General features: G+C 48.7%; 23 protein-coding genes. All 23 read right to left on the reverse strand.

Annotated features, from left to right (window positions below; genetic code table 11):
- Window positions 1-662, reverse strand: a 662-nt coding sequence (locus FDW98_RS16370) for a hypothetical protein (protein WP_137398884.1), incomplete at its 3' end; no start/stop codon positions are given.
- A gap of 19 nt (window positions 663-681) precedes the next feature.
- Window positions 682-948, reverse strand: coding sequence for a hypothetical protein (locus FDW98_RS16375; RefSeq protein WP_096755702.1), 267 nt, complete (start codon window positions 946-948; stop codon window positions 682-684).
- The gene (locus FDW98_RS16380; RefSeq protein WP_226794600.1) at window positions 948-1,238 is read right to left on the reverse strand and encodes a toxin VasX; all 291 of its coding nucleotides are present in this window, start codon (window positions 1,236-1,238) and stop codon (window positions 948-950) included. The genes FDW98_RS16375 and FDW98_RS16380 overlap by 1 nt, the downstream gene beginning before the upstream one ends.
- Window positions 1,239-1,258: 20 nt before the next feature.
- The gene (locus tag FDW98_RS23445) at window positions 1,259-1,408 is read right to left on the reverse strand and encodes a hypothetical protein (protein WP_170975221.1); all 150 of its coding nucleotides are present in this window, start codon (window positions 1,406-1,408) and stop codon (window positions 1,259-1,261) included.
- Between the two features lie 38 nt (window positions 1,409-1,446).
- The gene (locus tag FDW98_RS16385) at window positions 1,447-2,463 is read right to left on the reverse strand and encodes a putative type VI secretion system effector (protein ID WP_137398885.1); all 1,017 of its coding nucleotides are present in this window, start codon (window positions 2,461-2,463) and stop codon (window positions 1,447-1,449) included.
- A gap of 38 nt (window positions 2,464-2,501) precedes the next feature.
- Window positions 2,502-3,536, reverse strand: a complete 1,035-nt coding sequence (locus FDW98_RS16390; protein WP_137398886.1) for a putative type VI secretion system effector — start codon at window positions 3,534-3,536, stop codon at window positions 2,502-2,504.
- A gap of 76 nt (window positions 3,537-3,612) precedes the next feature.
- On the reverse strand, window positions 3,613-6,318 hold the full coding sequence (locus FDW98_RS16395; protein ID WP_096755699.1) for a T6SS effector BTH_I2691 family protein: 2,706 nt from the start codon (window positions 6,316-6,318) through the stop codon (window positions 3,613-3,615).
- A 38-nt stretch (window positions 6,319-6,356) separates the two neighbouring features.
- Window positions 6,357-7,325, reverse strand: a complete 969-nt coding sequence (locus FDW98_RS16400; RefSeq protein WP_096755698.1) for a DUF4123 domain-containing protein — start codon at window positions 7,323-7,325, stop codon at window positions 6,357-6,359.
- Window positions 7,326-7,338: 13 nt separating this feature from the next.
- Window positions 7,339-9,732: a type VI secretion system Vgr family protein gene (locus tag FDW98_RS16405; RefSeq protein ID WP_096759334.1), complete on the reverse strand. Its 2,394-nt coding sequence runs from the start codon at window positions 9,730-9,732 to the stop codon at window positions 7,339-7,341.
- A gap of 55 nt (window positions 9,733-9,787) precedes the next feature.
- Window positions 9,788-10,189, reverse strand: coding sequence for a hypothetical protein (locus FDW98_RS16410; RefSeq protein ID WP_137398887.1), 402 nt, complete (start codon window positions 10,187-10,189; stop codon window positions 9,788-9,790).
- Between the two features lie 6 nt (window positions 10,190-10,195).
- The gene (locus FDW98_RS16415) at window positions 10,196-10,888 is read right to left on the reverse strand and encodes a hypothetical protein (RefSeq protein ID WP_096755696.1); all 693 of its coding nucleotides are present in this window, start codon (window positions 10,886-10,888) and stop codon (window positions 10,196-10,198) included.
- 156 nt (window positions 10,889-11,044) lie between these two features.
- Window positions 11,045-11,368, reverse strand: a complete 324-nt coding sequence (locus FDW98_RS16420; protein ID WP_319016473.1) for a contractile injection system protein, VgrG/Pvc8 family — start codon at window positions 11,366-11,368, stop codon at window positions 11,045-11,047.
- A 619-nt stretch (window positions 11,369-11,987) separates the two neighbouring features.
- Entirely contained in the window at window positions 11,988-12,437 is a 450-nt protein-coding gene (locus tag FDW98_RS16425) for a putative T6SS immunity periplasmic lipoprotein (RefSeq protein ID WP_096755695.1), read from the reverse strand.
- Window positions 12,437-12,967 (reverse strand): type IV secretion protein Rhs, encoded by a 531-nt coding sequence (locus FDW98_RS16430; protein ID WP_096755694.1) that lies wholly within the window; start codon window positions 12,965-12,967, stop codon window positions 12,437-12,439. The genes FDW98_RS16425 and FDW98_RS16430 overlap by 1 nt, the downstream gene beginning before the upstream one ends.
- A complete protein-coding gene (tssH, locus tag FDW98_RS16435; protein ID WP_096755693.1) occupies window positions 12,957-15,584 on the reverse strand; it encodes a type VI secretion system ATPase TssH in 2,628 nt (875 codons plus the stop codon). The genes FDW98_RS16430 and tssH overlap by 11 nt, the downstream gene beginning before the upstream one ends.
- Window positions 15,585-15,743: 159 nt before the next feature.
- Window positions 15,744-16,235, reverse strand: a complete 492-nt coding sequence (locus tag FDW98_RS16440) for an Hcp family type VI secretion system effector (protein ID WP_096755692.1) — start codon at window positions 16,233-16,235, stop codon at window positions 15,744-15,746.
- Between the two features lie 17 nt (window positions 16,236-16,252).
- The gene (locus FDW98_RS16445; protein ID WP_096755691.1) at window positions 16,253-17,917 is read right to left on the reverse strand and encodes an OmpA family protein; all 1,665 of its coding nucleotides are present in this window, start codon (window positions 17,915-17,917) and stop codon (window positions 16,253-16,255) included.
- Between the two features lie 3 nt (window positions 17,918-17,920).
- Window positions 17,921-18,562, reverse strand: coding sequence for a type VI secretion system protein TssL, short form (gene tssL / locus FDW98_RS16450; RefSeq protein ID WP_096755690.1), 642 nt, complete (start codon window positions 18,560-18,562; stop codon window positions 17,921-17,923).
- Window positions 18,563-18,567: 5 nt separating this feature from the next.
- Complete coding sequence (tssK, locus tag FDW98_RS16455; protein ID WP_096755689.1) at window positions 18,568-19,905, reverse strand: type VI secretion system baseplate subunit TssK; 1,338 nt, start codon at window positions 19,903-19,905, stop codon at window positions 18,568-18,570.
- A 23-nt stretch (window positions 19,906-19,928) separates the two neighbouring features.
- Window positions 19,929-21,461, reverse strand: a complete 1,533-nt coding sequence (tssC, locus tag FDW98_RS16460; protein ID WP_096755688.1) for a type VI secretion system contractile sheath large subunit — start codon at window positions 21,459-21,461, stop codon at window positions 19,929-19,931.
- Between the two features lie 65 nt (window positions 21,462-21,526).
- Window positions 21,527-22,024: a type VI secretion system contractile sheath small subunit gene (tssB, locus tag FDW98_RS16465; RefSeq protein ID WP_096755687.1), complete on the reverse strand. Its 498-nt coding sequence runs from the start codon at window positions 22,022-22,024 to the stop codon at window positions 21,527-21,529.
- 475 nt (window positions 22,025-22,499) lie between these two features.
- On the reverse strand, window positions 22,500-24,362 hold the full coding sequence (gss, locus tag FDW98_RS16470) for a bifunctional glutathionylspermidine amidase/synthase (protein ID WP_096755686.1): 1,863 nt from the start codon (window positions 24,360-24,362) through the stop codon (window positions 22,500-22,502).
- Window positions 24,363-24,514: 152 nt separating this feature from the next.
- Entirely contained in the window at window positions 24,515-26,803 is a 2,289-nt protein-coding gene (locus FDW98_RS16475) for an FdhF/YdeP family oxidoreductase (protein WP_096755685.1), read from the reverse strand.
- Window positions 26,804-26,999 lie beyond the last annotated feature (196 nt).

The following is a 26,999-nucleotide window of genomic DNA, read 5'->3' on the forward strand; positions in this document are numbered from 1 at the left end:
GCCCGTCGTATTCCCTGGTAACACCACGGTGGCATAGTCAGCGAGCGTGCATGCGGCCGGATAAGGGCATATACCAGGTATTCCTCTCCCACCGGCGCGGCAATCAGCTCCACTTCCTCACCTTCCCGGCAATAGGGCGCGCCCAGCCACCCTGAAAACTGCCGGCCATTGATTTCGCCCGTAACGTACCACGCCGCCGCTGGAACCCTGTCTTCATTGCTCGCCACCATGCCCTGTGCCGTTGCCGCTGACCCCGTCGAGGCCAGCACCATTGCGGCAGACGCCATGTTCTCATCCTGCCTGATGAAATATTCCCACGTCTGCGGATAGGCTTTGGTGTCAAAATAGTGCGTCAGGCAGCGCTGGTGGTAGTTTGTCACCACGCCACTGACCTTTATCAGCGGGGCTGGCGGGGGCAGTACCGGGTCCGGTGGCATATCAGCCAGCGCTTCTGCCAGCTGCTTTTCTTCACGGTACAGTTCCGCCAGCCGTTTTTTATGCTTCTTCTTACCTTCCGATTCATAGTACGTAATGATTTGTCTTAATTTTATCCATTCCCTGCGCTGCCGAAGATAGTTCTCTTTCACATACCCTTTACCCTTCTCCAGCCCCCGGATATAGGCCCTGGGCATATCGGCAAACAGTTCGTCATCTTCTGTCATAGTATTTCGTTGCTCCAAATTAAACCACAGCAGGGGCTTCCGGCACATCATAGATAATAAATGGCCAGTAAATTATTGGTTTTCCACGTTGTTGCTCTTTACCTGAAGATAATTGACGTAAGCTTTCTTGCAGTGAATTCCTGGTTTCATCAATAAATATATTGATTTTTTCCGGCGCATAACTGTCGATATCAATCGAACAATTATCACCAAACAAGCCATTCTCAATCCACGACTGTAAGGCATCGCGTGAATAATATTCCGTCAGAATATATTCAGCGACCATCAATAGGTTCCCTGCCGACAGTCAGGCTCTGACTTCTCCAGAACATTTTTCGCCGATAGCTGTTTCCACAAACTGCCGTCATCACACACCGACCACGCTTCCCAGTCCGTCAGGTACGGATAGTAGATATAGATATATCCCCTGCGCATCGCACGCAGCGCATAGTGATAATTTTCACTTTCTGCCGGATAAGACGACGCTCCTGGTTTTGCCCACGCCGGCAGTGCTTCCTGAATATATTCAGGAACCACCGCATAGCGTACGGGCAGTAATGCCGGTCCCTGTGACATACAGTCACATTTATGATTTTTCATTTCAGCCAGCCCGATATATTGCGCAGAATTTCCTGCGTTCGCGCCAGCTCATTTTTTTGCTGCAGATAGTTGTGAAGCGGATATTTTTTATTTCTGCCTTCGAGGCTTCTTCGCAACCCGTCCGAGAATTTCAGTTCTTTTTTCATATTTTATCCATGCCGTTAAGAACCATTCAACATCCGTATTAATAATAAAAAAAACAATGTGTCCCCCCTGAATAATCAAAGGGGGTACCTTTGCGCAGAGGATTTGGCGGGATCCCCGTTCGCTTCCACTCTTTTTTTCGCCGTTTATGGAGCGTATCCAGGTTAATATCCGCCACGTTTTCCCAGCCCAGCAGGGTGAATATCTCCTCTGACAGCGTTTCTTCCGGTAACGGTTTATGTTTGTAAATTGACCACGCAGCAGGAAGCAGACACATCACCAGCAGAAAAATTATTGCTTCAACTATAAATAAATAGAATATAGGATCATAAAATGATGCTAAACCATCACCACATAGCAGAGCAGCGATGGAAATGGCAAAACATAAGTAACAAACCCGTAGCGGGATACGCACTGCCGCCCGGCGCGCCTGGTTCTTTCCCCGGTAACACCCCGGCGTCATACACAGGGACTGCTCCTCCGGCTTGTGGACGGCATACACCAGATACTCCTCGCCGACCGGGGCCGCCAGCAGTTCCACCTCCTCCCCTTCATAGCACCAGTGATACCCCAGCCAGCCGGAAAAACGCCTGCCGTTAATACGCCCGGTCAGATACCAGGCCCCGCACAACGGCCTGTCATAGTCCTGCAGCAGGGCCGAGGCTGTCCCTCCCGAGCCGCTGGCCGCCCAGACCACCGCCGACGCCGCCATCTTCTTTTTATACCGGGCGTAGTAGGCGCTTCCTTCCGGATAGGACAGAACGTCGAAATGCTGCACTACTCGCCGCTGCGTCAGTTTTTCAATAACGCCCCGAACCTTAATCAGCAGCACCGGGTCCGGCGGGGCGTTTTTCAGCACGTCCAGCAGCTCTTTCTCTTTCAGGCGAAAATGTGCCAGCCATTTTCCTTTTTCATTTCTGACCTCTAAGTTGCGCAGAATTTCCTGCGTTCGCGCCAGCTCATTTTTTTGCTGCAGATAGTTGTGAAGCGGATATTTTTTATTTCTGCCTTCGAGGCTTCTTCGCAACCCGTCCGAGAATTTCAGTTCTTTTTTCATAATTTATCCATGCCGTTAAGAACCATTCAACATCCGTATTAATAATAAAAAAAACAATGTGTCCCCCCTGAATAATCAAAGGGGGTACCTTTGCGCAGAGGGTTTGGCGGGCTCCCCGTTCGCTTCCACTCTTTTTTTCGCCGTTTATGGAGCGTTTCCAGGTTAATATCCGCCACGTTTTCCCAGCCCAGCAGGGTGAATATCTCCTCTGACAGCGTTTCTTCCGGTAACGGCTTGTGATTGTAAATTGACCACGCCGCAGGAAGAAGACATAACCCCAGTAAGGCCAGAAAAGCTACTGCTATAAGTGAATAGAAATATGGATTTGAGAATGCCTCCCATCCATTATATACATGTATATATAATGGGATAATAATAACCAAGCACAAATAGCAAACTCGTAGCGGGATACGCACTGCCGCCCGGCGCGCCTGGTTCTTTCCCCGGTAACACCCCGGCGTCATGCACAGGGACTGCTCCTCCGGCTTGTGGACGGCATACACCAGATACTCCTCGCCGACCGGGGCCGCCAGCAGTTCCACCTCCTCCCCTTCATAGCACCAGTGACATCCCAGCCAGCCGGAAAAACGCCTGCCGTTAATGCGCCCTGTCAGATACCAGGCCCCGCACAACGGCCTGTCATAGTCCTGCAGCAGGGCCGAGGCCGTCCCTCCCGAGCCGCTGGCCGCCCAGACCACCGCCGACGCCGCCATCTTCTTTTTATACCGGGCGTAGTAGGCGCTTCCTTCCGGATAGGACAGAACGTCGAAATGCTGCACTACTCGCCGCTGCGTCAGTTTTTCAATAACACCCCGAACCTTAATCAGCGGCGCCGGAGGCGGCAGCACCGGGTCCGGCGGGGCGTTATTCAGCACGTCCAGCAGCTCTTTCTCTTTCAGGCGAAAATGTGCCAGCCATTTTCCTTTTTCATTTCTGGCCTCAATATTGCGCAGAATTTCCTGCGTTCGCGCCAGCTCACTTTTTTGCTGCAGATAGTTATGAAGCGGATATTTTTTATTGCTGCCTTCAAGGCTTCTTCGCAACCCGTCCGAGAATTTCAGTTCTTTTTTCATAATTTATTCTTACAATATGTGAATACGACCATGTTGATATTTCTTGAATAGCTTTATTGGAAAATACAATTCACTCTTATTTGCTGGAAGATTCTATTTTACGTAAGCATTCCGTCAGCGATTTTCCGCATTTCACTATAAGTTCTGCTTTTTTTTCTTCAGAACAGCTATCAATATCTATCGAAAACTTTTCACCAAACAGCGTGTTCTGCAACCAGATTTGAATTTCATCTTCAAAAAAATACTCTTTCAGGGCATACTCTGCGACCACCAGAAGCAAAGCGAACTGCCAGGACGAGAGGGCACCAATCCACTCAATTCCCAGCGCATACACCGTAGGTATCGCTGCACGCCCCAGCCACACCTCCATACTGCCGACAGCCGTACTCCAGCCAAATTTTGACATTAAAGCAGGCAAGACTTTGCCGCTGACTGAAATAATGGTTGTTATATCATTAAGAATTTTCCCCAAATATAGTATTCCGTATGTCCACTGTTTATTTACTGATCTTTCATCTTTTAACTGGTAGGCATCTGAAAAATCAGCCCCCAACGATGCAATAGCATTGAGCATCGCACAACTGGCACCTACCCATTTCAGTTTCGGAAATGATTTATCATCCTTTTTTATGACATCCATCATTTTACTGACAATATCAATCGCGCCTCCCGTGGTGGCAAATCCCGCAGCGACCAGTTTGGCATAACTGGAAAAGTCATCACGTTTGAAATGATCTGCTTGGTTATATAGCTCCGTCATATTAAAAAAAAGCACCAGAAAATTGATACTTGTCGCACGATAAGCATTTTTTTTCGCTCCCGTGATACTGAAGTCCGCAGTCGCCTTTTCCAGATCGGAAAACCGCACCTGAGCAACTTTTAAACGCCCTGACACTCTGTCTTTCTGAGGATTAATAAAGAGCATTTCGTTTATATAGTAACTACGCTCGGTCGCCCAGCCAAAATATTTACTCGAAAATGACTTTATCTCCGCTACTGTTTTACCTGCCGAAAGAGAACAGAGTGTTTTAACGACAAGATCGTTTAAAGTGTCCAGTTTCGGTCCCACACCCGAAACGGAGAATAAACGGGAACCCAGAGTTGCCATATGTTGATCAACTTGATACAGCACCCGCTTTGACCAGACTGCATCATTTCCAGGTGGCTCATCCAGCGCAGCTGTTGCTTTACTAAACCCTTCGAATAATTTAACCAGGTCGCCGGATTTTGACTCAAAAAATGCCAACAAACTTTGTTCTGTAACCGGCTGACTCACCCCTTTGCGCACACTGGCAAGCAAAGACTCGGCAACAGTCATTAACTCAGGTGCATTATAAAAATGAGTACGCCAGACGAGGTTGTTTTCATCAGTAGTAGAATAATCTTTTATCCAGTCATCCAGTAAACCCACACCAGATTTCGCCGCCCCTAACCCAGACATTGCAAAGGCTGCTATCTCACGAAAATGCAAATTATCCAGTGGAAGGTCAGAATAAAAATCCTGCAGTGTACGAATAAAACCTGAAAATTTAAGCCATTGGCAGCGGAAATCGATTAGTACTTCGAGTTGTTTATCGATTTTGTGCGTCAGGTCCTCACTACATTTGATAAATGAGTCCAGACGTTCTTGATTTATCTTTCTTTTATATCTGCGCTGGTTATTTGCCACCCGCGAACTTTTCAGGCTCTGCTCCTGTCTTTTCTTCGCCTGATGCTCGAATTCTTCCCGGCTTAAAATATCCGTATTGCCTTTCCGTCCCTCGTTCCAGACATACATTCCATATGCGTAATCCATATCACGAGATGTTGAAAGTGAACCACCCATTGCCGCGAGCTGCTGTTCCACATTCTGCTCAGCACTCTTTTTTATAATATTCTCAACACCGTTTATCAGGCCCTGGGTGCAGAATTCCAGGGCGCGTTCTTCACCATATATCTTCGCCATCGCCAGGACATCATTCGTCCATCCCGTCAGCTCATGCGTTATCCCTGTTGCATCATGCAGCGCCATCAGCAACGGCGTGACAGGGGAACCGTCTGGCTTCACTCCCCGTTCCTTCATCTGCCGGATTGTGTTTCCGGCCACTCCGCTCTTCCACGGGTACAACGTCTCCTGCGGCCCCGGCTCTTTGACTATTGCATAGCGTTCACCCACACACTGGCTGACGCGGATTTTAGTCTGAGTGCCATACGGTAACAGCATTGCCGGACTCAGCTGGCTTCCCTGCGGGGCGATGTAATCCAGAACCCCTGCAAGATTGCCTGTCGTTGCTTCTGTCGTTTGCTCTGAAGTCTGCGGTGACGTCCAGTTTGATGCACTCAGGCGCTGCATTCTGCTCTGCCGTTGCCCGTCATCGCCCGCGTAACGCTCCATCGTTTTTTCCGTCCAGCGACACTGTGTGAATGCTATCCAGATATCATTCTCCAGGACTTCATATGGCAGCGTCAGAAAATCCTTTCCGCCGTTACTGTAGGTGCCCTGCCGACAGTCAGGCTCTGATTTCTCCAGAACATTTTTCGCCGACAGTTGCTTCCACAAACTGCCATCATCACACACTGACCACGCTTCCCAGTCCGTCAGGTACGGATAGTAGATATAGATATATCCCCTGCGCATCGCACGCAGCGCATAGTGATAATTTTCACTTTCTGCCGGATAAGACGACGCTCCTGGTTTTGCCCACGCCGGCAGTGCTTCCTGAATATATTCAGGAACCACCACATAGCGTACGGGCAGTAATGCCGGTCCCTGTGACATACAGTCACATTTATGATTTTTCATCCCTGTTCTCCTGCATATTCGAACTGTAAATCACTTAATTAATGATCTGTGCGAATGTCATTCCATTGCTGTTCTGTGACATGAGATATTATTTGAGTAAATTTTTTCTTGCCACTTAGGCTATTTATTTCAAGCAACCTTTTAATCATTCCATGGTTATAAAACTCCGGAGCAATATTAATTGAACACTCCCCCCACTTAATAAGATCTTCTTCATCATCAAAAGCACACATCCCGGCTCTTTTAAGTGACTGCTGTAATAGATTAAATACCGATGACTCCGAAAAACGTTCACTACTCAAATGCGCTAAGCGATAATTACAGATAATCCTATTTTTTATCCCGATGAAATCTATATCACACCAATTGCCAGCGCTAAGCGATAACGTATATGAAAGTCGTAGTTGATTATCAGACTGATTTATTTTATTGATAAGCTGCCCATCGCCATCAATAAAATTCCACACTTCGACTGGTCCTAACAAACGTTGTTGTTGCCAATCATCCAGGATGGATAAAAGAGAGATCATAATTGCAGGGTCATAATACCGAAGCAAAACATCTTTACCATCACGTTGTTGGATAGCAACTTTTCCCAGGTAAGCAGCGAGATTGATAATATCTTCTTCGCAAGTGAGCCAACCACAAATCATCCTGCCCTTACCCAGCAGTATTTCGTTAGGTTCGATCTCTTTCAGGGCTTGTATAATACTTTCATGTAGTATTTTACAATCCTCAGGTAAAGATAAATCCAGTGATACCAAACATGGCTCAAATTCTGAGGTTAGATAACGATTAGCAACTGGTACCCTCACACCCCCTCTATCTATTATTTTATTGTAGAATGATGAATCTTGATTCCTTAATCTTATAATTGCAGCATCAATCATTAATATACAATTTCTATTTAGCGCTCTAAAACGATTAAATATTTCCTCACCAATATCCCCCCCCTGATTTTGCATTGCCTGTAAAGAGTAATCATAAGTTATGAAAGATTCCTTCATTATTGGCCCTCTATCAGCCCAGCGTCACTGTAGGGCTTTGCGTTCCACCAGCTGCGTCAATGGCAGTAGCGCAAGGATCCGGTAACTCTATGCTGGCATTCAATGTTGCAGGCGCCATTTTTTGAATTCCAATACTCTTTACGCGAACGTTGCCAGGCGCCCCGACTTCTATTTCGCCATCTTTAAGCCTGATATATGCTCCACCACAACTGAGCACTAACTCTGTCGCAGCGGTAATGATCACCTGCTCATCCTTGCTGGCTATACTCAACGTTTTCTTTGCCAGCAGATCCATTGCATCTCCCTGCGCCTGAATTTCCACTTTTCCTTTGCTGGCGAAAATCTTAATCCCCATCCACTGAGCGAAAAGACTTATTGTTTCTTTCACACCAAGGCGGAATTTTTTAGCGACACTGACATCTGTGTCCGCTCCAGAGGTCACAATGACATTCTCACCTGATGAGAGTTGGATACTGGCGGGCGTTACCTGCGCTATACCAGCAGGGGCAGAAAAAAGTAAAGCCTGTTTCTTGAGCTCTGTCATAGACTCCATCAACAATGCTTTTTGCCTCTCTATATCAGCCAGTTCTGCTTTCGCTTTTTCTGCCGCAGAGCGAATACCTTTCGCATCCTGAAGCGCAGCTTGTAAGTTAGCTAGTGCTTCATGCATATCCAGCTGCAAACCTCCAGCTAATTCCTGGCGATCAGCACTGATAAAGATCCCCTTTCCAGCCCGAATAGCTCCCCACTGGTCTGTACGCAGTTCAAAGCCCTCTCCCCGCAGCGCACGCCCCGCATCCACGTTATGCCCAAGGTTCAGCTGCGTCTTCCCACCGTAGTCGGTACTGAGCTTGACATGCTCCTCGCCCCGTCTATCCTCCATACGCAGCTTGTTGTTCGCCGGCGTGCGGATGACGTTACGCGTGTTGTTTGCGTCCGTCACGTGGTCCGGGTGCCGCGAGTCATGCAGCGCGTGGGCGATATACGGCCGGTCCGGGTCTCCCTCGTGGAACGCCACCGCCACCTCCGTACCCTGTATCAGCGGGAAGTGAATACCGTAGGTGTCACCGCCGTAGGGTTTGGCCAGGCGTACCGGCATACTTTCGTAGCCCTGTTGTTTATCATCGCGGTCCGCATCAAACTTAACCCAATAAAGCCCACTCTGATTCAAATGAGCATATTCATCATTCTTTTTCGGGCTTGAAACACGTGCCATTAGCGTGCCGCTAATTACTGGACGCGGTTTGAGCTGAGGTCTCCAACAGCGCGTTTCACTGTAAACTGTCGCCATCAGCACCACTTGCAGCGCTTCCTTTCGGCTTGCGCTGAATGAAACCGCCGTAACCAGCAAGCTGTTACGCACACTGGAAGGAAGCGTTGGGACAGGTGTGGATTCCGTAATATTCAGGACCTGAGCCGGGCTGAGGCTTGCATCGGTTGATAATCCAGTGATTGTCGCTTGTGAGGAGAGGTAACGCTCATGTTCCAGGCGCGCCCAAAAATTCCCTGTCTCAGGCGATGGCGAAACCTTATCACCCGTTTCAAGATGGCGCGCGCGATAGTGGTAAACGTCCCCGTAAGTCACCCCTTCACCTTCACCGTAAGTCATATCGGTTTGTGCAGAAAATAATATTTTCTGAGCCTGACGATAGTTATAGTCCCCAGCAGTAACCGATGCCTGCACTGCAGACTGCTGGAACTGGATATCCCAGACTGAATCAATGCTATTGTCATTCATTCCGGAAGGACTATTCAGCGGTAACGTTTTACCAAACTCCCATGCGCTTTGTTTGTCAGCAAAATAGATCACCTCAGTGCCAGCTTCAGGCTGAAGCCTGAAGAAGAAGAATATTCCAACTTCAGAGAGCAGGCGTTCAATAAAAACCAGATCGCTTTCCTGATACTGATTAATTTGCTCTCGTTTGGGATATTCCATTACCACATCAAAATTATATTCCCAGTTTTTTAAACCATGCTCCTGTAAAATTTGAGTAACAACTTCAGGAACTGACATATTAATAAAGAAACGGTGTGTGCGAAATTGGTTTTTCAGCAACGCGACAAAGGGTTCAATGATTAGCTGATAGGTTGCCTGGTCTTTTGAACCACTGATACGATAGAAAGATGTCACAATACCATGTACCACTTTGCAGGCAGTTAACTCACTTAACTTCCCCATTCCCATGGTCAATGTAGTTGATTTTCTAAGTATCGACTCTACAGCAATGTCTTTATCCGGGCTGGAAAAATGTACTACGTATCGATACAGCGTACTCATTTCCTCTGTACCACTAAAATCAATAACATCCAGTACAGACTTGCACGAAGGGATAGACAATTGATAACGATTCAGCGTATTTTCAGATATAAATGACATCCTGCCGCCCGGTGATTCAGACATTCCCATATATTTAACCCTTGTGATTTTGTAAAGAGCCATGTTCAGAAAGTAAAAATTACTCTCAACGTTTTTCCTTTACTAAACTAACCAAACCCTTTTTTTTATTGATGACAATAGAAAAAGTAAATCGATGATTATCGTTGGATATCCAAAGCTCTTCTCTACCATTACCACTATAATCATAAAGATAAAAACCAAGACCTATTAGATAGTTACGAATAATTCCTGCATCCCCACCACGGAAAATAATAAGACTTGTTTCCTGTGTACTTCCCTCTGGGGAAATATATTCAAAGTAATAATTGCTCGAGATCCTTGGGGCCTGCTTGATATCGACATCAGTGTAGAAGTAGTAATCAAAAAGATCGCTTTCCCGATACTCTAATTTATCTGGCCAGGGTATTAGCAGCGGTGACAAGAAAACCAAAACAATCGTCACCATTATTATTTTATAGTAGCTCATTACCATTCACCTCGACAATAATGAATAATAGCCGCCATCCCCGGTAATAATTTCTACCCGACCCGAAGTGAAATCGCTCCACGGTTGCACCCATGTCATAAATGAAGGCAAGTTCCCTTTATAGGGTTTATGCACAGCACAGTTATCCAAGGGCTCTGGAAACAGTAATGGTAAAAATCCTTTATTCTTATAATTGCCTATCGGCCCATAAAAATCCCATCTACTCAGTGCCTGCTCTTTACTGATAAGCCTCAGTCTTGACTGGTAGTCTGAGGGAAGAATTGCCCGGTAGAAGCCTAAAAGATCGGAGGTAAGATCCTCTCCGCTAAAACCACTGTCGGTATACCAGCTAAAACACCTCTTAGCCTGCAAACTTTCAAACAAGCGCGCCGTCGTCATCATCATGGCTAACGCAACGCTATTTTTCTCACATCCTGATAAACCTTGTTTGATACGCCACTTAACAAACTTTCCGGTACCAAACTGGCGATGATATACAAACATCTTTTGGCTATAAGTGACTTCATAATAACCATCACGACTTGACTCACCTCGTTTTATATCTATCAGTAGGTTTTTAATATCACTTCCCTGTGCATGACCTATATCTATCCATCCCAAAATTTCGCTATAAACGAGCCCTGTTCTACAATCCGATGTCCACTCGGAAGGTTCAATAATATCGTTACGTTTACTCATTATTAAACTCCAGCGTCATTCGCTCTTCATGACTCAAACTCAATACTACTGATAAAACGGACAGAGTAACGGTAGAGAACGCTTAACTGCTCCAGTCCCTCAAAACGCAACACATCCAGTGCATGCGGGCATGAAGGGATCATTAAGCTGTAGCGGTTAAGGCGTTAACGTAATATGATATCTTGATTCATCGGCAGAGCCAGATAACCGCTGAAAATCAGTTATCACACCATGGACTATTTTTTGCGTCGTCATGAATCCCAGCTGGCCACCACCCATCGTCAATGTTACCACCTGACGCAAGAATTGATTGGCCTGAATATCTTTATCCGCACTGGTAAATAAAATATCATAGTAATAATTTCGGCTCAGTCCTTCTGAACCATTGAAATCCTCAACATCCAACACAGAAGAACAAGAAGGAATAGATAAAAAATATCGATTAAGCGTAGTTGCCATTGTTTGCTGTGATTTATACATAAGATTAACTCCGTTCAACACACTTTATTTTCCATTAAAAAATAATTTATCCATCGCAGAATCAGGCCTCGCTATTTCTATATCGGTAAGATGGATGTTATAAATACGATCGTTAGAGACCTCCACCCCACTAAAAATACTTCGTGGCCTATCATTTGAATAAGTCCCCTAACGTATACGTAACTATAAACTGGCCACTATCTGGGAGAGTATAAAAATCGGGTGTTATGCACCATTTATTATCAAGAAGAATGAGCGGTGGGTTTGGCATGAATTTTTTCATTACCCAAATCAGCACCTCTACGAGTAATCGTAATGATACCTGGTTTGTATTCTTCAGAGTCCTTCACCCAGAAGCAGATATTTTTCCAATCATGCTAACCACTGTTTCTTCATCAGTAAACGATCTGTCACCATATCCTGGACTCCCGGTGAGAAATACCAGGCTGTAACTCAGCAAAGTTGCATTAATTAACCTCTTAGCTATTTTTACCAAAGAAGTCCTCACCGTGCTTATCTAATGGAATTTTTATAGCAAACTCCATATAAAACCATATGGACTCATTCTCTTTAATAATCCATAGTGAAGTCATTATGATTTATACATACTTGATGTGTTTTACCTATCCATCTCAGAATATGGTCGTATGATCTCCATATCGGTAAGATGAAAATTGTGGACATTCCCATTAGAGACTTCCACACCACTAACAACGCGCTGCGGTCGGTCATCTAAACTATCATTTGGTAGACTATAGGAAACGATAAACTGCCCCTTATCTGGAAAAATATAAAAATTTGGAGTAATACACCATTTATCGTCAATCAATATCAATGGTGGATCTATAGTGAATTTTTCCCTTCCGAATTCAGATCCTCGTTGGGTGATAGAAATGATACTGGGTTTATGTTTCGCAGAATCATAAACCCAGAAACAGACATTTTCCCCAACCATGCTAACCACAGCTTCCTTATCAAGAAGTAACACATCCCCATATCCTGGACATCCGGTGAGGAATACCAGACTGTAACTCAACAGACTGAAACAAAAAAACAATCTACTTTTCATCACCAGGGGAATCCTCGAAGAGTATTCCTATAAGATTCTCGGATTACACTTTCATGAATATCCCCATCTAAAGTTATATTATGATTGAAGCGCATATCCAGCCACGTTCTATATCCACTCTTTTGTAGAATAAAACGATCCGCAATAATTTGAGCCTGCTGCTCCATAGGGTACTCACTTAGAAGCCGCCCATCCAGTTTATATTGATAACTGATTAACCAACTCACCAGGCCTCTACAAATAACATTCATGCCCTTTTCTCGCTGCCAGACATGGCTCATTTCATGGATAAATAAATGTTGCGAATAGGGTAATGTCTGAGAAAAATCGTCCCGGTACAGATTGCGAAAGTAAATCTCACCGTCAGGCGTCATCGCCGTATTCGAATCCTGTAAATTAAAAGGCAAATAACTTTCCCTGTGGATCCACACTTTATGATACTGGAGAGTGGAACCAAATACAGACTTTGCCAGTTCAATCTCTCCAGATGTAAGTGTTCTGAGACCATCTTCCTTAATATTATTTGGCACTCTCAAACTCCATCATGATGCCCTTGAACTCATCCCAGCTAAGGATCAGAGAGTGTGGTTTTTGCTGCCGGGAAAGATACGTTAACAACTGCTGGCTGAGCACAGGCAAGATTTGTTGATTCAGTAGATTGTCAATATTCCTCGCCCCCGTATCCGGCAGCAGGCAAGCGGCGGTCAGGGCATCAAAAAGGTTCTCGGATATCGTCGTGGTGATGCCGTAGTGACGCAGTAATCGCTGGCTAACCTGATCCAGTTTCATCTGTACAATCGTACGTAACGCCGGTTCACTGAGCGGATGGTAGATAATGGTCTGGAAGCGCGCCAACAAGGCTGGCTGGAAGTGATCGCATAAAAGTGGACGCAGTAGTTCATGCAAACCGGACTCTGTCATTTCCGGCTGTTCATCCAGCATCTGCATTACAGAATCGCCGCCGAGATTGGACGTCATCAAAATAACCGTATTGCGAAAATCAATTTCACGCCCTTCACCATCGCGCATAAAGCCACGATCGAACACCTGATAGAACAGGTTCATGACGTCCCGATGCGCCTTTTCTACTTCATCCAATAGCACCACGCTATAAGGGCGCTTTCGCACGGCTTCGGTGAGAACGCCGCCCTGACCATACCCTACGTATCCCGGAGGTGAGCCTTTGAGCTGGCTCACGGTATGCGGTTCCTGATATTCAGACAGATTAATGGTAATCAGCGACTTTTCACCGCCAAAGAGGATGTCGGCCAGCGCCAGTGCCGTCTCCGTTTTCCCGGTCCCGCTGGGTCCTGTGAGCAGAAACACGCCCTGCGGACCGTTTTCCGGCGTAAGACCCGTTTTTGATGCCCGCAAACGTTGCACAATAGCGTTCAGCGCATACTCCTGACCAACAACGCGTTTACCCATTTGAGTTTCGAGCGTCAGCAAATCGGCCTGGGAGTCCTTCAGTAAGGATGAAAGTGGAACGCCAGTCCAGTCAGCAATCACAGTGGCAACGGTACGTGCATCCACATCCGGAAACAGCAAAGGATTACCCTGCTGAAGTGCATTAAGCTTGTGCTGCAATTCAGTCGTTTCTGCCTGACGCGAAATATCACGACGGCAGTCAATAAGCTGCTCAGTGAGGGTCATTTCCTGACCATACTGGGTTTCGCGTTCATCAAGTTCGACCAGCAGACGGTTTTCCTGCTGTTCAATTGCCGCCAGTCGTTCAGCATGTTGACCAGTGCCTACGGCGATATCTTCAAGTAGTGCCTGCTTTTCCATTTCAAGCGCGGTGATCTCTGACTTCAAACGCGTGAGGGGCTCAGGAACAGTATCAAGGCTCATCCGTACCCTGGCACCTGCGGTATCCAACAGGTCAACGGCTTTGTCCGGCAATTGTCTTCCCGTAAGATAACGGCGGGAGAGCGTGACAGCAGTTTTGACCGCTTCATCGGTGATATGCACGCCGTGGTGTTTGGCATAGCGCGATTTCAAACCACGCAGCATCAGACAAGCCGTTTCATCATCCGGCTCATCCACTTTTACCATTTGAAAGCGCCGTTCCAGTGCGGCATCACGCTCAAAATATTGTTTATATTCGCTCCAGGTGGTCGCCGCGATGGTCCGCAGCTCCCCTCTGGCCAGAGCAGGTTTGAGCAGATTAGCCGCATCCGCGCCCCCCGCCTGATTACCTGCACCAATGATGGTATGAGCCTCATCGATAAACAGCAAAACTGGCGTTGGGGACTGCTGCACGGCATCAATAATGTTTTTCAAACGCTGTTCAAACTCACCCTTTACTCCCGCTCCCGCCTGAAGCAGGCCAAGATCCAGGGTGCGCAGCGTCACCGATTTCAGGCTATCCGGTACGTTGCCTTCTGCAATGCGGAGTGCCAGGCCCTCTACCAACGCTGTCTTACCCACTCCTGGCTCACCGACCAGAATCGGATTATTTTTCCGCCGACGTGACAATACATCCACCATCTGGCGAATTTCATTATCGCGACCAAATACCGGGTCGATATCGCCGGCACGCGCTTTCGCGGTCACGTCCAGGGTAAATTTATCCAGTACACCTTGTAATGCTGGCGACAACGTCGACTGAGCCAGGCCAGGACGCACTTCGTCATCTGGAGAAACCTGCGCCAGAGCGGCTTCTTGCTGTCTTTCCGGACGCTCATCCGACTGGGCATTTAGTAACGGCAGGAGCCGTTCCAGTTGGGTATGCCCGGCGCTCAGAAGCGGCCACAAACCATCACACTTCAGTAGCGAAGGCTTTCCCACCAGCGCCATCAGCAGATGTACACCGCGTATTTGCGAATTTTCATCCGTCGCGGCACATAGCCAGGCCTGTTGCATTAAGGAAAGAAGCGAATCTGACAGCTGTGGACGGCTTTTAACTGAACGAGACTGGACATCAAGATGTGCCAGCAACGACTGCCAGAGATTATCAACATCCCATTCATAGCGCCGGGCGATTACCGTAATATCGCCCTCCCCTTGCTCCAGCAACTTCAATAGCCAGTGCTCAGGCGTAATTTCTGCATGCGCTCGCGTTTGACATAACGATGCCGCAGCTTCAAGCGCCTGTGCGCAATAAGGATTAAGACGCCTTAACAGCACTGCTGACTGATGTTCCATTTTTTCCTCACTCCCTGTATTCAGGCACGCTACCGCCCCTGGCCGTATCCGATGCCCATAAGGTAATATTGACGTTGTCACTCTCTGCTGAACGTGCTATCCAGGCGCTCAGCAGAGGGCAAAAAAAAACGGATGAGGAAATCCTCATCCGTTTAAGCATTACGCGGTGGTACGCTCGTTCCAGGCGTCTGAATGGATGATATTGCCATCCTTGTATGTCCAGACGATCTTCTCGTAGCGCAGCTCAAGCTGCTCCAGGTGGTTGTGCTTCTCCTTGGCAGGGTCTTTGATGTCGTGCATCACTGGGTTTACTTTCACGACTTTGACGTTATGCAAAGTCGTATTGAAGTACTCCACTTCCTGACCCGCATCATTGATGCGATACCATTTAAATTCCGCCTGGCGTAAGGTCTGACCCGTGGTGACAGCCTTGTACAGATACGGGCTGGATGCATCGATTTCCTTGGTGAACATGAACGGCGTATGAACACGCGTCCCGGTCAGCTTACCGGTGTTATTATCGGTAGGGATGTACAGGTTATGTTCCTGAGCCACCACTTCGATACTGCCCTCACGTTCTTTCACATCAACAGAACCTTTGATGTCCGCGCCGCCGTCGTCCTTCAGCCATAAGTAGACTGGAATAGCCATAATTCTTTCTCCATTTTTTACTTCGCTAATGCGTCACCGCCTTCCGGTGACAGTTCCTTCATACCCGGCGTCCGACAGGCATCAGCCTGTGGCACCAGACTGATTTCTACACGACGGTTGGCAGCCCGGCCTTCCGGCGTATCGTTTGTTTTATCGGGGTGCGATTCACCGTAGCCCTGAACGGCAAAGCAACTCTCAGGTACATCGCCGGTGTCACGCATCCAGTCACGAACGGACTCCGCGCGTTTGAGAGAAAGTTGCTGATTTGATTTCTCATCGCCAACATCATCGGTATGCCCAGCGACAACAATCAGCCAACCCGGTTTGGCTTTGATATTGACCAGCGCGGCGATGAGAATTTTTGTTGAGTCCGCTTTTAAGGCCCATTTGCCGGTATCAAACAGCGACATACTGTCGAGACGGACGGTTTGCGGTACTGCGATCTTCGGTTTTGCAGGAGGCACCCAGTCACTGATAGCCGCCCGAAGCGGAGGAATCAGTCTCATACCCTGATATAGGCCCATTGAAAGAGAAAGCGGTTCACCACGCTGGTACCAACGATCAAGTCGCTCGACATCACGCCACAGTTGGTCCTGAGCCTGAATTTTAGGTTCGACGGGATTGCCAGTCAGACGGCTATATAAAGTCAGATGATCGTTTGTGACTCTGATCAGATGCTGGTTATTGATAAAACTGAACAGCATCGCCAGACCAACAAAAACACCACACAGCAAGCCACTCACGCCTACTGTGCGTTGAAATGCCGTTAATGCCCGGCGACGAGATAAAAAAGACAAAGCCAGATCCGGAAATGGCAGTAAAACGGATTCAGAAGTCACTGCAGGAGAAAGCGTTGTCTGACTGGCAATATGCTGCTGCCACAGATTATTTTCTCTGCCGCTTAAAGAAATGAAGCACACCACGCGCAAAGCTGAAAAAAGAGACGGAACATTATGCCCGGCATCACCTTGCACGATTTCTAGCCAATTCAATAAGTTATCCAGCCATATGGCATGGGTAAGATGAAAATGGCGAGCCGGACGCTCTTCCGAAGAGAATGGGGCAAAATCGTCTAAGCCCGTGGCAGACTGCACCTCCGCATCCTGAGGCGTACGAATAAACCAGCGCGCAGTTTCTTTACACTCAGGATAATTCAACCAACAGCACAACCATAACGGTGGTATTCCTGATAGCCAACGCCGACTCTGCATTACCACACGCCGCCAACTGAGCAGCATGTGCTTAAGCGCGTCTTCATCGTTATGCTGTTCCGGGGTCAACGCCAACATAACGGAAACCCGCATCAGAAGACCCGGACGTTGTACCGCTATTTGGCGAACCAGAACTGCAAAATGTTCCGGTGTCTGGACGCATAGATACCAGCCCTGTGAGCTTTCACAAGAAGCCCCCCGTGCGACAAACAATCGCTCACTATCACCACACACCAGTACCACCGGCCCGTGGAAACTTTCAGGAGGTAGAGGCACGTCAATACCCGAATGATCGGACGCAAGTTGGCTATAGCGACGCCAGCCATAAACGATCCCTGGAATGGCCACCACCAAAATCAGAACGCTAAGACCACCTCGCACACCGGTACTTACCGGGCTGAATCCCCAGATCAACAACAATGCCAACACGGTTGCCAGCAGGTAGTTCACGATCCCTCGTAACTGGATCATGTCTTAACCTTGTCCAATAAGCTTAGTAACCTGCTCCTGCAGGACGTGAGAAAATACCAGCCACATGGCGCCTAACGTCACCGCCCCCACAACCCAGGCCGACCACCAGCGATGCTGCCCACCAGAAAAACCTGAAGCCCGAATGACCACAGGAGCATCGTGCTTTAATTTAAAAGGCATAGCCTGAGCCGCCAGCGCTTCAAGCACATCCTCACGACGTTCATCTCCCTGCTCACGATAACGGCCAACAAAACCGAGCGTGACCGCACGATAAAAACAGGTTAATACCGCGATATCGGGAACGGGTTCCCGAAGTACCGTACGGATACGTTCCCAAAGCTCTTCTCCGGCGTTGGTGGTATTGAAATAGCGGGCTTGCAATGGTGTGGCCAGCCAGGTGATGTAACCGCTGTCCTGCCGATTACGGTTCAATACGCTTTCATCCAGTAATGCACATTGCGTATACAGCATGTGTTCAACGCTATGATCGCTGTATCCCATTTCACGTAAGGCTTCACGCGCAGAATCAACCCACTGACAGGCGCGCCGATAGAGCGCGGTCCCATCGTCTACGTCGGCGCCACTACGTAGCTGGCTTACGGCAAGCCAGGCCGGCCAGAAAACCTGATCGATGTCCTTCTTCATGTCGTTTAATCCCTTAATACTGCGAACAGCTCAAGTTGAATGTCTCCTAGCGTTCCTGGGACATAGAAGGCGCAATTACCCGCCTCCAGCATTGCCTGGGCAGCAGGATGATTAATCTCAAGCGCAAAATATTGGTTTTCCAGTCGTAACGGGATAGCCGCAGGTACATGAGTCAACGGTTTTAAAGGCACGCCGCTGAGCGCCACATTGACGACATCAGACACGTCGGCTCGGCTCCCTGCTTTGCAAAGCTGTGGAAACTGCGTCAGGAGTAAATGCGCAGGAAGATCCGAACGGACAGAAAGGTAAAAATCAGCCCCTTCACGCAATCGGGCATCCGCCAGAACGCCATACCAGAACTGTCGCTCCTGTATTAGTTCAATAGAGACAACACGAGAAGGCAGGCTGGCTTCCAGCAGTTCTACCAGCAGGGCAAACAATGGCGGGAATACGCGATCTGGATGGGTATGCTGATAAGGCGGTACAGCATTGACATCATGATCCAATGAAAACGTCAGGAGACTGCCTGCCAGTCGCGCCAGTTCTCGCCACAGTAGTTCAGGATGTCGTCCGGGATTTTCTAGCATTTCACTCAGCACGGGCTCCGCGCTATTGAGCGCATTTAGCAACCAAAAAAGCGATACGTCTGCTACGGCAAAATCTGCCATTCGTTCGTTACTTTCGCGTCGCAACGCCATCAAACGGCGGCATCTGGCCCGGATGCGGTGCACCAAATCGCTCAGTAAATTCATCAATAAGGGGCTTGCCGTGAGTGAAAGTGAAGGCGGTAAAAAATCCGCCGCAAACTCCCATTGCCCTTGGGTATTTCGAATAAGACAAGCGACCGGACAGCTCAGATAAGCACTGTTATCATCATGGGCATACCGCAGCGTTGTAGCATGTCGTAATACCGCCATATCAGTCCGTTCCTGGCCGGATAAGTCCTGGACCGGCAACCACTCCTGTTGCCATCGACATGGGCGGCTGACACTTCCCCCTAATGATAAATTACCGCCGTTTGCAGAAAGCAGCGGCAATGCCAGCACGACATCAACGCTGTTGTAGCCAGTGAGATGAGATAAATCACACGCCGGAGGCAGGTTGTCTGAAACACCCGTGTCCACTAACGTACCGTCAGGGAAACGCACGACCAGATTAACCGGATTCAAGCGAAAAACAGCCAGTGCGCTTTCGTCAAACTCTGCGCTGATGACTCCCCACGGAGATGACAGTGACATACGGGCAACAACGTCAGCCACATAAGCATCCCAGCGTGTTTGTTGCTGAAACTGTTGGGGGGCCAGAAAGGCCCCTTCGCTCCATAATGGACGATAAATCTTCATCGCACCTCCTGTGCTCGGTATCGTTAAGATTTCGACTTCGGCATCTGTGAAACCAACGACAAGCTGACGTCCATCCCCTCAACCTGGAAGTGAGGAATGGCATACAGACGCACACGGAAGAATCCTGGGTTATCCTCAATGTCCTCCACCACAACTCGCCCATCACGAAGCGGATGTGAGGCCTGCAAATCATCACCTGGATCCGTCATTTCGGTTACCAGACTGCGTAGCCAGTTGTTGAGTTCAAGTTCGAGCAAGCGACGATCTTTTGTCGTACCAATATTCTCGCGCTGCAAAATTTTCAGGTAATGCGCAATGCGGGAAAGCAGGAAGATATACGGTAGGCGTGAGTTAATTCGGCTGTTCGCTGTCGCTTCTGGGGTATCAAACTGAGCCGGTTTTTGCGCCGAGTTAGCAGAAAAGAAACAGGCGTAATCTCGATTCTTATAATAAGAAAGAGGAATAAAGCCAAGATTAGCAAACTCAAATTCACGGGTTTCAGGGATCATCACTTCAGACGGAATCTTCACCTGATTACCGGTACCCAAATCGTACAAATGGATCGGTAAGTCTTTAACCGCGCCACCTGCCTGTGGGCCACGGATCTGAACGCACCAGCCATTCTTGATAAAACTTTTCACCATGTTCACAGCAAAAGAGAAAGATGCACTGGTCCACAGGTATTTTTCGTGATCGGGACCTTTAACCTCTTCGACATAGTTAAAGCTACGTACCGGCACGGTATCAGGGCCATACGGCAGGCGGCCAAGTACCCGCGGCATTGTCAGCCCGATATAGCGGGAATCATCACTATCACGAAATGCTTTCCACTTGATGTATTCAGCACGTTCAAAATAGTCGTTGATATCTTTAATCGCGGCGACGTCTTCCATATTATCTTTCAGGAAGAATTTCGGGCCGACTGCGCCAATGAATGGCATATGACAAGCTGCTGAGACACCAGAAATATTGCGCAGAAGCGCAATATCTTGCGGGCTGTTGTCGAATTCATACGCGGAGATCATTGCAGCAATAGGCTCACCGCCAGGCTGATCGTATTCTTCAATATAAACATGACGATACAACCCACTCTGGATGAGCTCCGGCGCATCGTCAAAGTCATCGCGTAATGCGTCTTTACTGATATCCATCATTTCGACGCGAACGTTACGGCGAAAATCGATACCCATAATCATCGAATGCAAACCGCGCCAGAGCGATTCCTGCTTTTGGAATTCAGCATGGTGCATAACTTCATTGACCTGATCGCTAATCTGTTTGTCCAGACGCGCAATTTGGTCATCAAGTAGCGTTTTATCCAGACGCTCCAGTGGTTGTGTCGCATCTGCCAGACATGAGACTAAAACCTGAATGGCAGCGGTCACACGTTCAGCCGGAGCCGCATCGGAAAGCGCTTCATCACTCTGCCACGCATCGACATTTTTCAATGAAGAAACCGGAGCAAGATTAATTTTGTCAAAGAGGGACTGATAAACACTGCGCTCACCCGTCGTGGTGGTGGCCGCAGCTGAAGAGGTATGTTCCTGAACAGACATCAACATATTCCTTTAATGATCCTTTACTATTCCAGCCGCTTAAGCGGAGGAAACCCTGTATAGCGTTAAATCTCTTCTGGCATCATTGTTGCCAACTCATCACGCAACTCCTGACTCAGGGCAGGATCTTTAAGGACGATTTCCAGCTCACGGCGAAATGCTGCGTTATCAAGTAAGTTAGATTTCAAATCGCGCAGTAAATTACGCATTGCCAATAGCACGCGGAGTTGTGGGATATTTCGCGCTACCTGCTCCGGTTCAAAATCACGGATATCCTTAAAAGTAAGATTAATCTCTTCATTTAAACCGTCACCCGCCAACGTATTTTCCACACTCAGGCTCACGGTTGGAGAGAACTTTGCTAACACGTCATTGAAATTATTTTTATTAATATCAACCTTTTCACGCTCAGATAATGGTCGCTGTTCTTTACCATTACTGAAATCACCCACGGTCAAAAGTTTTAACGGCAGTTCAACCTTCTTCTGAACGCCTCCGGTGTGTAGATCCAACTTAATGTTAACGCGTGCCGTCGGCACTTCATTCTGAAAACTGTCACCCATACGTCCCTCTCAAACCGGTGAGTCCTACCGGTATATCACTTTTCCCAATGGTGCATTTTCCCTTTCCAATCACTCACAGCCTGACACCGTTGAGGGCGTTTCCTGCGTATGACGACCAGTGACTGTCAATAAGAATTAATGATTATAATTAGTATGCTAAGGTAATCCGATATTTTATAGACATTAAAAACTGATCGATATCACTATTTCGTCAAATAACACATTAATATTATTTATTTAATAAAGACAACCAGAAGGATTACATCTAATACAAACAAATAAAAATAATTAAAACAAAAATCATTCACTGAACTAATGAAAAAAATAAATACAACCACTTCACACGATGAATATATGAATGATTTAATATATCCACCACAACCAGACTAAATATAATCACAGTCAATATGACAATAAATAAAAAAGCCGGAGGCATGCCCCGACTTTTAGCGCAATCAGAAACAGACCTGAAAGGTTACGCCTCTTTCACTACAATCAGCGGTTCGATATCACTCTCTTTTTTAATCACCAGCGAATCGTCACCGCGCAGGCAGGTGCCGCCGTAGTTACCGCCCACGGTGAACGTGCAAACCTGAATATATTTACCGGCAACGTTGGGCAGACACCAAAGTTGCTGATAAATGTTCTTCTGTTCAGCAAACTTACCGCTGGTCTTATCGAGCAGTTCTTCCTCGTGACTGACCAGATCGATGTTGCTGCCACAACGTCCTGCAATAGGTTTCACGGCATAACCGGTTCTCGCCAGCTCGTCGTTAACAGTGAAGTCAGTATCAAGCAGATAGCGATGATGAGGGAACAGTTGCCACAGGATCGGTAATATTGCCTTGTTGCCGGGAATAATCGTCCACAACGGCTCGAAGACCAGCACTTCCGGGCGCAGCAGAACATCAATCAGTCGTACTTCTTGATGAGTATGCCCGGTACGAATTGGCACCGCAGCGTATTCGGTTTCGCTCACCTCACGCACCTGCTCGATCGCGGTTTCCCATGCCCAGGTTTTCCAGACGCAATTCACCAAACGACCATCGCCGTCAATCAACTGGCCGGCATCATCCCAGCGTAATTCGTCCAGTCCGCGGAGGATTTTGCTGTCAAACCCGGCCTGATGCAGCGCCTGCTGCATAAACTGCGCATGGTAGTTCTCTTCAATGTCCTTGTCCTGCATGATGTGAACGAAAGGACGCGCACGACTGTGCTTCCAGGCGCCGGCCAGTTCGTTGATCAGCCCTTCTGCCGGATTGTGCCCCTGCCCACGGTAGCCTTGCTCAGCCCAGCGTTCAAGGATCAGGCCTGCTTCAGTATGGCACGATGCGGAATCGGCGTTGTACTCGTACACCTTCAGCCCGCGCTCATCCATACAAAAATCCATACGACCGGTGATCATATGATGGCGACGACGCTGCCAGGAGAGGCGCAGGCGTGGCCAGAGAATTTTTGGAATATCGAACAGTGCCAACAGGTTATCGTCTTTCAGCACTTTGTCGGTGGCGTGCAGATACATCAGATGCAGTTCGTTGGTCGCTTTAATTAGCTCCTGCTCCGCGCTTTCAGTAATGGTGAAGTACTGATGCGGATCCTGATTAATCACATGCCCGTTCGCCAGTACATAGGCTTTTTGCAGCGGATCCTGCTCGTTCAACCACTTACCGTCGAACTGCCCGCTATCTTCCAGACGCGCGCCACCAATCTTCAGGGTCTCGTGGTCGATCTCCGGCTGCGGCAGACTGTAGCGGGTATCGTCAGTCTGGATCATCCAGCCGAGGATCGTGGTGTCATCAAAGGTATCACGCAGGGTGTAGTGGCCATTTTCAACCACCATCTCCAGCTCGCGGGTCCACTGCTGTCCGGGAGGCAGCGGTGTGTGGATCACGTTCTGTTCAGCAATGCGGATTTTGTTTTCCAGCAACTGGGTGACGACCGCCACATGGCCCGTTTCGTTGAACTCACCGCCTTTTTGCCAGATAAGTAGAGCGCCTGCTACCGGCGCGCGGGGTGAGCCATTAGGGAATGCTTGTAACGGCAGAATATTGTCGTTCACTACTTCGCGCAGGAAACGCAAGGAGAAGATCTCCCAGGCCATACCCACATCGGTGAAGACTACGCCATAGTTGAGAAAGAGAAAACGGCGCGCGAACTCGACGCACTGCCATTTGTGGCCCATGTATTCGTCGTCGATATAGCTGCGAAACGCAGCATCATCGTCGTAGTCCCGTGGGTCAAGGGAGCTGTAATCTGAAGAGTAGATTGCTACGCCGCCGGGGGCGTAGCCCAATAATGTCCCGAATGGGGCATCCTGACTGGTCGTTCCTTTGCTCATGCACCTTACCTCAAAACAATACAGCCTGAGCAGGGTGGCGTGAATTTTTCGCTCTGATTGCCTGCTCTGCGACACTAACCGGACAGAGGTCGACTTATCATACACCTCAACGCAGCGGCTGGCGCTCAGAGGCGAAAAATTCGTAGCAGGAGCTACGCTTTACTGAGGATAATCGGCACGCTTTTATATGCCGGGGTCAGACTTTCCGTATCGACCGCATCGAGCGACAGCAGCACATTCGCTTCCGGCAGATACGCGCCGATCGAACCCGCCGCCATGTCGTAAATGACGACCGTTAGCCCGTGCATCATACGATCCACGCAAGGCTTACCGTGGTCATCCAACGCTTGGACGTTAACGACATCGCCCTGAGTCAGCCCGCGGGCCGTTGCTTCCACGGCGCTTAAAAACACCACATCACGTCGCCCGCTAATGCCACGATAGCGATCGTTCATGCCATAAATAGTAGTGTTGTACTGATCGTGGCTACGCAGTGTGGCCAGCACCAGCGCCTCAGCAGGCTGGTTTTCCCGCTCGACTGCACGCTGGCGACTGACGACAAAATTGGCTTTACCGTTTGCGGTGTACCATTCACGCCGCGAAGCCGGCGTATCCATACGAAATCCACCGGGTTCGGCAATACGCGCGTTATAATCGCGAAACGCCGGAATAACGGCCTCGATGGCGTCGCGAATCAACGCATAGTTCCCGGTCAGCGCTTCCCAGTTTACCGGCGAGTGGGGAAGCGTGGCGCGAGCCAGCCCCGCCACAATCGCCGGTTCCGATTTTAGCCATTGAGAGGCCGGTTTTAGCGCACCGCAGGAAGCGTGGACCATCGACATAGAATCCTCGACGGTTACTGACTGAATACCCGTTGCCTGCATATCGCGTTCGGTTCTGCCCAGCGCGGGTAGCAGATAGTTGTGTTTTGCCAGCAGCAAATGCGAACGATTGAGCTTGGTCGCAATGTGAACCTGCATATCCAGCTTTTTCATCGCCTCGAAGGTACGCTGCGGCTGAGGCATCGCCACCGCCAGATTCCCGCCCATGCAAATCAATGCTTTCGCCTCACCGCGCTCTATCGCCCGAATACTTTCCACGCTGGAGCGACCATGCTGACGCGAAACGTTGATAGAAAAATGCGCTTCCAGGCGCTGCAGGAAGTCTTCTGATGCCGCCTCGTTAATCCCTACGGAACGGTCGCCCTGCACGTTGGAATGCCCGCGCAGTGGGCAGATCCCCGCCCCCGGTTTGCCCATATTGCCTTTCAACAACAGCAGATTCACCAGTTGCTGGACGTTCTCGGTACCGTTTTTATGCTGGGTGATACCCAGTCCATAACAAATGATCGTCGCGCGAGATTTGTTATAGCTGTGTGCCAGATCTTCCATCTGGCTGCGCGTCAGGCCAGAGTCCTGCTCCAGTTCAGCCCAGCAACATTGGCGTAAATCGTCATACAACACCGAATAACCCGCGGTATGTTCGTCGATAAACGCATGATCGAGCGTCGGTTGTTGACCCAGCAAGATCCGCGCTTCATCCATTTCGATCAACGCCTTCATGATGCCTTTGAGCAGCGAGGCATCACCGCCCATTTTGACCTGGTAGTAATCGCTGCTAAGTGCTGTCGTCTGGCCGGTGAACATCTCTTTCGGGCTTTGTGGGAAGCTAAAGCGCTCAAGTCCGCGCTCGGTAAGCGGGTTAATGGAGATAATTTTAGCCCCGCGTTTGGCAACATCGCGTAACGTGGTCAGCATGCGCGGATGGTTGGTGCCAGGATTATGTCCGATGCAAATCACCAGCTCACACTGTTCAAAATCATCAAGCTCCACGGTCCCTTTCCCAAGACCAATGGCCCGCGTCAGCCCGGCACTGGTTGGGCCATGACACATGTTTGAACAGTCCGGGAAGTTGCTGCTGCCGTATTCGCGGGCAAACAGTTGATACAGGAACGCCGCCTCATTTGAGGTTCTACCGGAGGTGTAAAACTCAACCTGCTGTGCAGAGTCATAGCTGCGCAGTCGCTCGCCGATTTCCAGAAACGCAATGTCCCACGCCACGGCCTGCCAGGTATCCGTCACGGGATCGTATTTCATCGGGTGCGTCAAACGGCCTATATTTTCCAGCGCATAATCACTGTACTGCCAGAGTGCCGATACCGGGTGGCGGCTGAAAAATGCAGGTGAGGCTTTCTTACTGGTGGTTTCCCAGGACACTGCTTTTACGCCGTTTTCGCACAGTTCCATCGGCGCACGATGGCTCGGATCGGGCCACGCACACCCCGGGCAATCGAACCCTTTAACCTGGTTCATTTTGAACATCGCGATAATGTCGCGCGCGACGGCCTTTTGCGAAAACACCGAAGCAGTGACGGCTTTTACCGCGCCCCACCCACCCGCCGGGCCCTGATAACCGCTTACTCCTGGAACACCATTTTTCATTGTTACTGCTTTTTCACCGCCAATTATTGAGAGTAGTACGGTAGCAATTTCCGTCCAACATTGATTTCCTCTTCATGGAGTACGGTCTGCGTACAATGAATGGGTTAGATTTATCTTCCCCTTTCAGCACAACACGACATAAAGTCCCAATCTGTTAAATTGAGTTTTCCCTAACTGCTACACTGCTTCAACACAA

The organism is Citrobacter sp. wls711, assembly GCF_005281055.1.
GTDB lineage: Bacteria > Pseudomonadota > Gammaproteobacteria > Enterobacterales > Enterobacteriaceae > Citrobacter > Citrobacter gillenii.